An 11,714-nucleotide genomic window follows, 5' to 3' on the forward strand; every position below is an offset into this window, starting at 1 on the left:
AGTGAAAGTCTTACCTCATGAGTTAAAACAGTATTTGCCCTCATGGCAACGTTCTGAAACTTTACCAAAATGGGATATCACAATTATCCCATTGTGACTGGTATTTTATTTATCCGCGAGTCCCTTGCTTGTATCTCTAGCCACTGCTTCATCAGCAAACCAACGACTTCACTCATTGGTTTTTCTTGGGCCGTACAAGCTAGTTTGAATTGCAACTTTAGCTTTTTGTCAACGTAAACGCTCAGCTCAGCCATGTCAGGTGGAATTTTTTTAGCCATATCTCTCAAACGCGCATACCTGCATTCTCGCATCTGGCGATCGACAACGAATCGCTACGTATTGCGCGCAATCGCGTTGAACGTAATAGTAGCACGATCGGCTAAAAAAACCACAACCCCACCGAGTTAATTGGACGATCGCGCGATCGCAACTCGGCTGTAAGCTATATTGATCGACAGTTCGACGCCCAAACCGACACCAACCAAGCGCCAGATATCATCACCAATCCATGAAACAACCCTCCAAACCCCCCGATTTCATCATCATCGGCGTCCAAAAAGGCGGCACAACATCCCTGTACAACTACCTGATCCAACATCCCCAAATCGCCCCCGCCGCCCAAAAAGAAATCCATTATTTCGACCTCAACTTCGACAAAAGCCCGGACTGGTATTATTCCCAATTTCCCCAGATACAAAGCGGCGAACAACTGCTAACCGGAGAAGCCAGCCCCTACTATATTTTTCATCCCCGAGTCGCCCAGCGCATCCACGATTTGTGTCCGAAAGTTAAAATCATCGCCCTGCTGAGAAACCCAGTAGAACGCGCAATTTCCCACTATCATTACTACATAAAAATTGGCTACGAATCGCTATCTCTCGAAAGTGCGATCGCCCGCGAACCCGAAAGACTCAAAGGCGAAATCGAAAAAATCCTAGCGAGTCCAACCTACGAAAGTTACAACCACCGCCACTACACATATCTCAGCCGCGGTATATACGCCGACCAACTTCCAGCCTGGATGCAGCTATTTCCCAAATCACAACTTTTAATCCTCAAAAGCGAAGATTTGTATGTTAATCCTTGCGGCACTTACAACAGCGTGTTAAAATTTCTAGACTTGCCGCCGCACCAACTAGAAACCTACGAAAAATACAACTCCAACCAATATCAGCCCGTCAGCGAGACAGTATACGAGCAATTAAGAGCATATTATCGATCGCCCAATCAGAGATTAGCCCAATTGTGCGATCGAGACTTCGGCTGGGACTAAAAGGTACGTAGTTGCGCTTCAGCGCTCTAAAGGTACGTAGTTGCGCTTCAGCGCTCTAAAGGTACGTAGTTGCGCTTCAGCGCTCTTTGAGAGATCTATCAAAATACGAGTAATTGAGGGAATACGATCGATCGCCCAATCAGAGATTAGCCCAATTGTGCGATCGAGACGGAGGCTGGGACTAAAAGGTACGTAGTTGCGCTTCAGCGCTCTCTTTGGTACGTAGTTGCGCTTCAGCGCTCTTTGAGAGATATATCAAAATACGAGCAATTAAGGGCATATTATCGATCGCCCAATCAGAGATTAACTCAATTGTGCGATCGAGACGGAGGCTGGGACTAAAAGGTACGTAGTTGCGCTTCAGCGCTCTCTTTGGTACGTAGTTGCGCTTGAGCGCTCTTTGAGAGATATATCAAAATACGAGTAATTGAGGGCAGACGATCGATCGCCCAATCAGAGATTAACTCAATTGTGCGATCGAGACGGAGGCTGGGACTAAATGCCTTAAGGTACGTAGTTGCGCTTCAGCGCTCTCTTTGGTACGTAGTTGCGCTTCAGCGCTCTTTGAGAGATATATCAAAATACGAGTAATTGAGGGAATACGATCGATCGCCCAATCAGAGATTAACTCAATTGTGCGATCGAGACTTCGATTGGGACTAAATTGCACAGCCGTAAGGTACGTAGTTCCGGGAAAAGCGCTCTTTCTCATATATCTCAAAGAGCGCTGAAGCGCAACAACGTACCTGTTGCAAAAAGGCCTTGACATTACTACCACTCTGCGCTAGGTTAACGAATAGCATTGCATTTAATCAGTAATCGCATCGCTTCACCTATGTTCGCAACCAACAGCTATTTTTATTTTTGGTACGGTCAAGTTCGCCCGGAGTGAATTTACAGATTGCTGTGAACATCCGGGCGAACCGCAGACTAACACCTGCGGTTTTGTTTTTTCTACTTCTTGTCCCATCCACCAATCATCGCAAGCGAAAACAGCAATGACATTATTCAGTAACTGGTATTACGGCTTTTATTTTTGGCCCCGCAGGAGTTCTGGGTAAATTGTCGTGCTGTCTTTTAGCGCCAACCCGGAACTCCTTAAAGGTTCCGGGTTTTTTATTGTCAACCAATCACTCGATTTTTTAGGAGAATTCCATCATGTTAGAAGCCAAACTCGCAACCAAATCTCATCCCGAACACCAAACTATTGTCAAACTATCAGAAACAGTCTCAGTCGGCGGCACAGAATTATTAATTGTCGGCGGGCCCTGTACCGTTGAAAGTTCAGAACAAATGGAGACAGTCGCCAGCAAACTCTCAGTCGCACCGGTGCAGGCTTTGCGGGGGGGAGTATACAAACCCCGCACTTCTCCCTATGCTTTCCAAGGGATGGGAATTGAGGGACTGGAAATTTTAGCCGATGTCAGCCGGCGTTACGGTTTACCCGTGGTGACAGAGGTAATGTCGATCGCCCAAATCGATCCGGTTGTCGCCTATGCTGATATGCTGCAAATAGGCAGTCGCAATATGCAAAATTTCGAGTTACTAAAGGCGATCGGTCAAGCCGGAAAACCAGTCTTACTAAAACGCGGTTTGTCAGCAACCATCGAAGAATTTGTAATGGCCGCCGAATACATTCTCAGCCACGGAAATCCGAATGTAGTGATGTGCGAAAGAGGCATCCGCAGCTTCGACAATTACACCCGCAACGTCTTAGATTTGGGTACAGTCGTAGCCCTAAAACAGTTAACTCATCTGCCAGTAATTGTAGATCCTTCTCACGCCGCCGGCAAGCGGGAATTAGTCGCACCTCTTGCAAAAGCAGCGGTTGCTTGCGGTGCTGATGGGTTGATTGTTGAGTGTCACCCGCAACCAGAAAAATCCGTTTCTGACGCGCGGCAAGCTCTTTCTTTGCCGGATATGGTAGATTTGGTTGCAAGTTTGCGGCCTGTGGCTGCGGCCGTCGGGCGGTTGGTACCGGAGGCTAATTTACCTTCAAAAGTATTAAGTGTCAGGTGATATTCGTAGGGAAACGGCACTGCCCTTCTTCGTGTCAACTTAAACTCAAACGTAGTCAGAGACTGCTGTTTGACTATTAAATCTAGATCCCCCCTAGCCCCCCTTAAGAAGGGGGGGACAAGAATCTTCTCAAAGTCCCCCTTCTTAAGGGGGATTTAGGGGGATCTGGACTGGGGTAAAAACGAGATTTATCATGGCTTTCAGGCGATTGTTGACACGACGAAAGGCAGTGCCGTTTCCTACCTTGAAAAAACGGTATGAGACAAAAAATAGGACGAAAAATCTCAAATATCAAGGGAGATTTGGCTAAGATAGAAACAAGATCAATCCTGTCATCTACAAGATATCGCTTAATTATGGCACTCAAACTTCATGTTCCGTCGATCGTCTGTTCCGGCTGCGGAAACACTATTACCGAAGCCATCAAAACCGTTGAACCCGAAGCTAAGATTGATGTGGATTTAGCAGCCAAAACTGTGACTGTGGAAGCTAAAGCCTCGGAAGAGTCTATTAAACAAGCTGTGGTTGCTTCCGGTCACACTGTTCTAGAAGCCTAATATTACGATAAGCCCTGGTTTGCGATCGGGGCTGATTTACAAATAATCGCTTACCCGAATCTTTGGTTGGGGAGGGCGAGTTTACAAATATTCTCGACGTGCATTATAGATATTGGTGAACTCGCCCCAACAGAAATTACCAATGACAACCAACAACTGACAACTGACAACTGACAACTGACAACTGACAACCAACAACGGACAACCAACAACTGACTAATTAAGATTCTTCGTCCAAGTGTTCGGCGACTGCTTGGTAAAGTTCTAAAACGTGTCGATCGAGTAAACTATAAAAAACTTGTCTCCCAACTTTGTGGTAACTTACCAACCGCATCGCCCGCAACGCCCGCAACTGGTGCGATACAGCCGATTCGCTCATGCTCAAAGCCGCCGCCAAGTCGCACACGCACAATTCTTGATTTGCTAACACAGACAGCAGCCGCAGCCGGTTCGCATCTCCCAAAAGACTGAAAAACTCTGCCATCCGTTGGGCTTTTGCTGTCTTCAGCACTTGTGTTTGGATGTGTCCAACCCGTGAACTTTCAACTGCGTGCGATCGCCCGCAGGTTGGTGTATCGTTTTGTTGGTCAGGCTGACTTATCGCTCCGTTAACAGCAGACTTCGGTGACATCTTTTCCCGGCTGATTTTAATTCTCATTTTCATATTAGCGCGATCGGTCAACCTTTTGTTACAAAACTTTTACCAGAAACAATTAGTTGAAAGCCCCAAACCGGAGCGGGAGAAATGAAAATCAGACTTTTCATTATTCCAATCCTCGGACTTAAAGGTAGAGGTCGCCCTCCTTCGGTCAACTGTCAACTGTCAACTGTCAACTGTCAACTGTTGAAATCTCCTTGACATATACCTGAATATATGTTCATATATAAAGTAGAGCGAAACACACCAGGAGAATGTAAAATGACCACAGTCACCCAAATGAAATGCGCCTGTCCTTCTTGTTTGTGCGTTGTCAGCCTCAGTGAAGCGATCGCAAAAGACGGAAAATCCTACTGTTCGACTGCTTGCGCTGACGGGCACCCCAACGGTAGCGGCTGCGGCCACACCGGCTGCGAGTGCAGCAAATAAATATTCCGCTTCCGAAAAGGTTAAGGAACCTCTGTAAAAATATATCTAAGGGGAGATGCGAACAGCGCATTTCCCAATTTTTGTGTTTTTAGGTTAAATTAAGGTTAAAATAAGGGTAATCAAAGATTAAAAGTGGTTTAATCGACTAAGTACACAGGGAAAAAGCACAATTGTTACCTTGGGAATACAATCAAAGCAAGTTAGCGTCGCAATACTAAGTGCAAAGACTGCTATTAATAGCAGAAACAAAACCAAAAGTTGAATTAGGAGGGGGCAATGAAAGACCGGGAAGATTTTTTACATCCTCGCAGTCGCTACTACGGTGATTTCACACCTGAAAACTTGGCATTTAATGCCAACTTGCAGGAATTTGCTCAGAAAATAACTTATATTTGCTCTCTGGAAACTGGGGGTAAAATTAGCGCCGAGAAAGCCTATAAAGATATTAAGGCGCTTTGGAAAGATTTAAAATCCTCTAAGAAGCAATTGGGAATTGGGCAAAAACCCCCCAGTACCGATGACGGCAATTCGCCTTATTGATAGAGTCTAATAAGGTTTGTAGTGAGGACTTTAGTCCTCTGATTGATGCGGACTAAAGTCCTCACTACAAACCAAATTGCGCGCACTACGGAAAGGGTGTACAATTGCCGCCGAGGCCGGAGGTAATTGCACAAGTATTGGTTTTTAGCATTCCTTCATAGGTATCAGCACCGGTGCCTGAACCACCTAACTCGTCGCTGTAAAGTTCTTTGTCGGAAATGTTGACATTTGCTTCCCTCGCTACAGTCTGCATTAACTTCGGATTGGTTGTGGTTTCTACAAAAATTGTTGGCACTCCTGCTGTCTTAATTTGTGATGATAATTCGGCAATTCTGGCGGCTGTCGGCTGTTCTTCTGTGGTTACTCCCTGCAAAGCTCCAGCTACCTCCAAACCGTAAGCATCGGCATAGTAACTCAGAGCATCGTGAGTGGTTACTAACTTGCGTTTATCCGCCGGAATTGTCGCGATTTGAGCCTTAATCCAAACATCTAGTTTTTGGAAATCACCTGTTAATTTAGCGGCATTGCTGGTATAAAGTTCGGCATTGTTGGGAGCAATCTTTTTCAATTCATCGCGAATAGTTTCTACCATGCGGATGCCATTTTGAGCATTGTGCCAAACGTGAGGGTCGGCAACTTTTTCGCCTTCTGCGTGGGGTTTATTTTCCGCTTTTTCTTCGTGTTCGTGTTCGTGTTCGCCCATCAGCGGTTTGGGAACGGCGAGTTCGTGTACGGCTATTTTGGGTGCGGCATTGGCACTGGATTTAATTAGTTTAATGATGCTGGGTTCGTGGTCGTAGCCGGCGTATAAAATCAGATTTGCTGTTTCAATGGCTTTGCTGTCTTCTGGTTTGGTTTGGTAGGCGTGGGGATCTTCTCCGGGCTTGATGAGACAGGTAGTGTCGATCGAACTTTCGGCAATTTTTCTGGTTATATCGCAGATGACACCAGTCGTAGCTACTACTTTTGGCAAATTGGTGGCGGGAGTGGCTTGAGTTTGAGTGGTGGCTGGACTCTGGGGCGCCGACTTGCTGGTTTCGGAACCCGAAGAACACCCAACCAGTCCGCAGGCGATCGCCAAAACCGCCACACTGCACAATCTGCTGCTTTTTTCCGTCAAGTTTTTTAACATTTCACCTTTGGAACGATAATCGTTATTACTTTTAGAGTTATCCTATTCTAGTAGGCACGAACAAGAATCGTTCTCAAAATCTGGAATTATGTTAGAAGTGCAAGACTTGGCTGTAAATTATCGAGGAATTTCGGCCCTCAACGGCGTGAATTTTCAGTTAGATCCGGGACAGTTAACTGGTGTGTTCGGCCCCAACGGCGCGGGGAAAAGCACCATGGTGAAAGCGATGCTGGGATTGATTCCGACCTGTCGGGGTTTGGTAAAATATCAGGGGCGGTTGTTGAAGGAACAATTGCGACGGGTGGCTTACGTGCCGCAGCGATCGCAAATTGACTGGGACTATCCAATTACAGTGCACAATGCGGTGATGATGGCGCGGACTGTCCAGACTGGTTGGTTTCGCACTCCCTCGAAGCAATCGCAGGAGTTGGTGAAAGCTGCTTTGTTGCGGGTGGGAATGTGGGATTTGCGCGATCGGCAAATTGGCGAACTCTCCGGGGGACAGCAGCAGCGCATATTTTTAGCAAGATCGATCGCCCAACAAGCCGACTTATTCTTCTTCGACGAGCCCTTTAGCGCGATCGACAAAGCCACAGAAGAGATTATCTTCGATATTTTCGCAGAACTCAAAGCCGAAAACAAAACATTGCTAGTAATCAGCCACGACTTAGGCGAAACCTTAAAACAATACGATAATTTATTATTGCTCAACAAGCAGTTAATCGCCACTGGTTCCTGCCGGGAAGTGCTGACTGCTGCCAATATTCAAAAAGCCTATGGATACGATTTAAGCTTAGTTTCCGCCTAAGCAAAATGAGATTATTTTAATTTTCAGGTGTGCAGAATTTTTAAATTTCATCTTCAGTCCGCGGAGGCGGACTTTGTTTGTGTAGGCGCGGTTTCAACCGCCGACTGTTATCTGTTATCAAGGAAATTTAATGTTAAACATACTAATCGATCCGCTTAAATTCGAGTTCATGCGAAATGCGATCGCCGTCGGCATATTGCTAGGAATTGTCTGTGCAGTAGTTGGCTCATACTTAATTGTACAGCAAATGGGAATGATGGTAGACATGATTGCCCATTCAGTATTAGCAGGACTGCCGGTGGCATTTTCTTTAGGTTTCAATATTTCCATCGGCGCATTTATCTCAGGAATCATTAGCGCGATAATTATGGCGTGGATTCAATCGCAATCCCGGATTAAAATAGATGCAGTTATGGCATTAATTTTATCGACATTTTTAGCAATTAGCGTCACCTTAATTAGCGTGTTGCGGACAACAAAACTAGACTTAGACGGGTTTTTGTTTGGGAATATATTGTCAGTTGCACCGTCTGACGTACAGCAGACTTTTACGATAACTGTAATTATTTTAGTCGCAGTTAAAATTTTTTACAAAGAACTACTATTCTATACCTTCGACCCGCTAGGAGCACAGGCTTCTGGTTTACCTGTAAACTGGATTTACTTGGGGATGATTTCGGCGATTACGCTAACGATTGTGGCGAGTTTGCAAACGGTGGGCGCACTATTAGTAATTTCGCTGTTAATCGGGCCGGGAATTACGGCGTATTTGTTAGTAAAAGAGTTACATTTAATGATGGGAGTGGGCGCAATTATTGGAATTACAGCTAGTCTGACTGGAATGTATCTCAGCTATTATTTTAATATGCCATCTGGTGCAGCAATTGTATTAGTTGTTTTTGGATTATTTTTAGTAGCTTTGCTGTTCAGTCCCAGTCAAGGAATTTTGACGAGAAAGAGAGGAGAATAGTCCGATGAAAGGTACGTAGTTGGGCTTTAGCCCTCTTTGGATATATGCCTAAAAAGCGCTGAAGCGCAACTACGTACCTATTTTTGAAAGAGACGAGATAAGGTACGTTGTTGGGCTTTAGCCCTCTTTAATATATATGTGTAAAGAGCGCTGAAGCGCAACTACCTACCTATTTCTATGTTTGATGTACTTATTGACACCAATCCTTTTTAACCCGTCGTACAAATAACGGTTTTTTGATGCTTACTTAGCTTGACAATAGGTTTCGTAAACACCATCAAGCAGTAAATTAAGAGCAAAAGTTGCTTTCTCGGCAGCTAATAGGGCTTCTTGTTGTGCTTCTTCAGTTTCACAAAGCTGTAACAAAGCTTCACGGGTGGCTTCTGAGTGGAACTCATCGGCTTTTTCGTGAACTTGGAAGAAAGACAAAGCAGCTTGTGAATCGATGCCGTAAAATTCCTTTAAACCAGCGATTTTGGTTGTAGAAACTTCGGGGATTTGTGCTTCGTAAGCGTAGAGGGCGGCTAAACCTTTGGCGGGAGATTCGCTGCGCGCTAAGTCTTTGAGAATGCGGACAGATTCGGTGGTTTTTTCTAAATATTCGCGATCGAGAACTGCATTTCTTTCTAAACCCAAACCTTCGGCGAAGCGCAGCCACAGTTCGGGGTGATTTGCGGCGCCTCTTTCTTCTTCAATGAGGTTTTCGAGGAGCATTTGACGAATTTTGATGTCGTCACAGGCGGCGTGGGTAGCGCTGACGTAGGTGGGGAAGTTATGAACTTGCAGGTAGTATTCTTGTGCGTACTCTTGCAACATTGCGATGTCGAGTTTGCCTTCGTTCCACATTTGGTAGAACGGATGTTTCAGCAGGTGGTTTTGGTCGAGAATGCTGTTGAGTTGTTCGAGAAATTGCTGTTGAGTCATAATTGTCGATCGCCCTTAGGGATTGTGCAGCCACTAAAATGTTATTGCAATCTGGGATTTTGTCAATACCAAGTTTTCAATTGTTTATGTTTTTGCAACACTCGCGCGATCGCCCGTTATGCCAGCTTAGCGCCGCCCGAACCCTTTGCCGCGCATAGACTTTGACCAAACCAGCAATTCCCCGCCACTACCGCCGGCTGCGAGAAATTGACCCTCGGGATGCCATGCAAGACAGGAAAAACCGCCCTGTGCGCCTTCGAGAATTTGCAGCAATTGTTCTGCTTCATCCCACAAACAAAGTTGACCGTCGGCGGATGCAGAACCTAATAAAAATGTGTTAGGTTGAAAGGCGATCGCATTTACAACTTTTTCATGAACCTCTAGGGCCCAACCTTCCCAACCGACACTTTCATCAGCATCTCTTTCCCAGACAGAAACGCCTTGAGAACTCGAAGCAGCCAACAAAGGTGCACCCAAAGAATTAGTTTTATCCGACCAAGCCAACTCGCGAACTTTCCCCGGAAAACCCTGCATTACCCACGGTTGAAAACTGCCCCACTCATTAACAATTAGGGTATTGTCCATATTGCCACAAGCTAAATATTGCCCTTGTGGCGACCAAGCAATTGCACCTGTTGCGGACGGTACTGATAAAATTTCCGGGTCTTCGTCCCAATCTTCGCCACTCCAAACTTTAACACCTTGATAGCCGCTAACTGCCAGATATTGAACAAGAGGATGCCATGCTAAATCTAGGATAGATGATGAGTCGAAATTCAGCGTGACTTCCACAACATTATCATCAGCATTCCAGATTTGAACGCAGCGGCCCATGCTAAAAGCTAACTGATTGCAGTGCGGACTCCAAGCTAACTTATCAACCCAGACGCGCCGATTGTCCAAATCAGCAATTAATTCCCCAGAATTAACGCGCCAAATTCGCACCCGTCCATCTTGTCCGCCCGCAGCTAGGAATTGACTGTCGGCGGAAAAAGACAAGCAATCTGCCGATTTCCCTGTGGCACCTTGCAGCAGTTGCAAGGACAATTGATTAACTGCCCCTACTGTCGCCAGCATCACTTCGCCCGCAGCGGAACAAACCGCTAAAGTTTTGCCGTCTCGCGACCAAGTAACAGCAGTTACATAGTCAGATAGCATTGCTTTCGCGTGAAATTCCAGGGCTGGTTCGCTACTTTTTAAACTAGACACCGGCGGAAATCCTCTCGCAATTGAGTTTCGTTTAAGTTGCGACCAATGAATACGAGCTCGTTTTTCGGAGTTTCCGTGGCTTTCCAAAGTCTATCGGGCTGGCCATCAAATATCATGTGCACTCCTTGAAAAACAAATCGCTCGTTTTTTCCCGCTATATTTAAAATGCCTTTTGTGCGAAAGATATTCGGGCCTTGAGTTCGCAGCAATTCCTCAATCCAATCGCTGAATTTATTACCATCAATCGCACCGGGTTCGACTATTGCTACGGAAGTTACTGTTGCGTCGTGTTCGTGTTCGTGTTCGCCCAAAAAGTCGGGTTCGATTTCTAATGCCCGATTCAAATCAAATGCTTTAACGCCTAATAAGGCATCAATTTCTAGTTCTGCGTTGTGAGTGCGGTGAATTTTTGCCATTGCATTCATGGCGCGAATTCGCTTTTCTAATTCTGCCAACTCTTCGGCTGTGACCAAATCTGTTTTGTTGAGCAAAACTACGTCAGCAAAGGCAATTTGTTCTTGAACTTCTTCGGCATCCCAATGTTGCCATACGTGCTTGGCGTCAACGACAGTAACTACTGCATCTAGCAGCAATTGATCCCGCATATCTTCGTCTACAAAGAATGTCTGAATTACGGGTGCGGGGTCGGCTAAACCTGTCGTTTCGATGACTATGTGGTCAAATTTTTGGCGCCGCTTCATTAAGTTGCCGATAATCCGAATTAAGTCGCCTCGGACTGTACAGCAAATGCAGCCGTTGTTCATCTCAAAAATTTCTTCGTCGGCATCAATTATTAGTTGGTTGTCGATGCCTACTTCACCGAATTCGTTGACGATGACTGCAACTTTTTTGCCGTGCTCCTGTGTTAAAATGTGGTTAAGTAGCGTAGTTTTGCCTGCACCGAGATAGCCTGTGAGAACGGTCACGGGAACTGATTCGATCGCTCCAGCAGCAACCATATTTTACCTCTAGTTTTGTAGAATGATAACCATTGTCACTATTTTACACCAGACTGGCTGGTAGCAGCCACAATATTAAATAATATTAATAAATTGTTCGCGAGAGCCTGGACTTTAGTCCGCATCCATAGAAGAAGGACTAAAGTCCTGACTACGAACCTTGACAAATTGTAGGTTCGTAGTGAGGACTTTAGTCCGCATCCATAGAAGAAGGACTAAAGTCCTGACTACGAACC

At 45.6% G+C, this 11,714-nt stretch carries 14 protein-coding genes; 7 read left to right on the forward strand and 7 right to left on the reverse strand.

The window, feature by feature from the left end; translation table 11 throughout:
• Window positions 1–83: 83 nt before the first annotated feature.
• On the reverse strand, window positions 84–278 hold the full coding sequence (locus QZ938_RS23415) for a hypothetical protein (RefSeq protein ID WP_293365646.1): 195 nt from the start codon (window positions 276–278) through the stop codon (window positions 84–86).
• A 230-nt stretch (window positions 279–508) separates the two neighbouring features.
• Here QZ938_RS23415 and QZ938_RS23420 point away from each other — a divergent pair, with 230 nt between their 5' ends.
• Complete coding sequence (locus QZ938_RS23420) at window positions 509–1,273, forward strand: sulfotransferase domain-containing protein (protein ID WP_293353540.1); 765 nt, start codon at window positions 509–511, stop codon at window positions 1,271–1,273.
• Window positions 1,274–1,733: 460 nt separating this feature from the next.
• Here the strand turns inward: QZ938_RS23420 and QZ938_RS23425 are convergent, their stop codons facing one another.
• A complete protein-coding gene (locus tag QZ938_RS23425) occupies window positions 1,734–1,985 on the reverse strand; it encodes a hypothetical protein (protein ID WP_293353542.1) in 252 nt (83 codons plus the stop codon).
• Between the two features lie 446 nt (window positions 1,986–2,431).
• On the opposite strand from QZ938_RS23425, the gene aroF reads away from it, so the two are divergent.
• Window positions 2,432–3,292, forward strand: a complete 861-nt coding sequence (gene aroF, locus QZ938_RS23430) for a 3-deoxy-7-phosphoheptulonate synthase (RefSeq protein ID WP_293353544.1) — start codon at window positions 2,432–2,434, stop codon at window positions 3,290–3,292.
• Between the two features lie 356 nt (window positions 3,293–3,648).
• Entirely contained in the window at window positions 3,649–3,849 is a 201-nt protein-coding gene (locus QZ938_RS23435; RefSeq protein ID WP_293146624.1) for a heavy-metal-associated domain-containing protein, read from the forward strand.
• A gap of 220 nt (window positions 3,850–4,069) precedes the next feature.
• Here QZ938_RS23435 and QZ938_RS23440 read toward each other — a convergent pair whose 3' ends face one another.
• Entirely contained in the window at window positions 4,070–4,480 is a 411-nt protein-coding gene (locus QZ938_RS23440; RefSeq protein ID WP_293335534.1) for a helix-turn-helix transcriptional regulator, read from the reverse strand.
• Between the two features lie 288 nt (window positions 4,481–4,768).
• Between QZ938_RS23440 and QZ938_RS23445 the strand changes: the two genes are divergently transcribed.
• Complete coding sequence (locus tag QZ938_RS23445) at window positions 4,769–4,936, forward strand: metallothionein (protein ID WP_293151441.1); 168 nt, start codon at window positions 4,769–4,771, stop codon at window positions 4,934–4,936.
• Window positions 4,937–5,212: 276 nt separating this feature from the next.
• Complete coding sequence (locus QZ938_RS23450) at window positions 5,213–5,476, forward strand: hypothetical protein (RefSeq protein WP_293335499.1); 264 nt, start codon at window positions 5,213–5,215, stop codon at window positions 5,474–5,476.
• An 85-nt stretch (window positions 5,477–5,561) separates the two neighbouring features.
• Here QZ938_RS23450 and QZ938_RS23455 read toward each other — a convergent pair whose 3' ends face one another.
• Window positions 5,562–6,608, reverse strand: coding sequence for a zinc ABC transporter substrate-binding protein (locus QZ938_RS23455; RefSeq protein ID WP_293353546.1), 1,047 nt, complete (start codon window positions 6,606–6,608; stop codon window positions 5,562–5,564).
• Between the two features lie 88 nt (window positions 6,609–6,696).
• On the opposite strand from QZ938_RS23455, the gene QZ938_RS23460 reads away from it, so the two are divergent.
• Both QZ938_RS23460 and QZ938_RS23465 read left to right on the forward strand, forming a co-directional pair.
• Complete coding sequence (locus QZ938_RS23460; protein WP_293353548.1) at window positions 6,697–7,416, forward strand: metal ABC transporter ATP-binding protein; 720 nt, start codon at window positions 6,697–6,699, stop codon at window positions 7,414–7,416.
• Window positions 7,417–7,546: 130 nt separating this feature from the next.
• On the forward strand, window positions 7,547–8,386 hold the full coding sequence (locus tag QZ938_RS23465; RefSeq protein ID WP_293353550.1) for a metal ABC transporter permease: 840 nt from the start codon (window positions 7,547–7,549) through the stop codon (window positions 8,384–8,386).
• A gap of 243 nt (window positions 8,387–8,629) precedes the next feature.
• Here QZ938_RS23465 and QZ938_RS23470 read toward each other — a convergent pair whose 3' ends face one another.
• The 3 genes from QZ938_RS23470 to QZ938_RS23480 all read right to left on the reverse strand — a co-directional run bounded on the left by QZ938_RS23470 (window position 8,630) and on the right by QZ938_RS23480 (window position 11,478).
• A complete protein-coding gene (locus QZ938_RS23470) occupies window positions 8,630–9,310 on the reverse strand; it encodes a CADD family putative folate metabolism protein (RefSeq protein ID WP_293353552.1) in 681 nt (226 codons plus the stop codon).
• Window positions 9,311–9,436: 126 nt separating this feature from the next.
• The gene (locus QZ938_RS23475) at window positions 9,437–10,519 is read right to left on the reverse strand and encodes a WD40 repeat domain-containing protein (protein ID WP_293353554.1); all 1,083 of its coding nucleotides are present in this window, start codon (window positions 10,517–10,519) and stop codon (window positions 9,437–9,439) included.
• On the reverse strand, window positions 10,507–11,478 hold the full coding sequence (locus tag QZ938_RS23480) for a GTP-binding protein (RefSeq protein ID WP_293353556.1): 972 nt from the start codon (window positions 11,476–11,478) through the stop codon (window positions 10,507–10,509). Before QZ938_RS23480 ends, QZ938_RS23475 begins: the two co-directional genes overlap by 13 nt.
• Between the last annotated feature and the right edge of the window lie 236 nt (window positions 11,479–11,714).

This window comes from Microcoleus sp. CAWBG27 (genome assembly GCF_020883145.1).
GTDB lineage: Bacteria > Cyanobacteriota > Cyanobacteriia > Cyanobacteriales > Microcoleaceae > Microcoleus.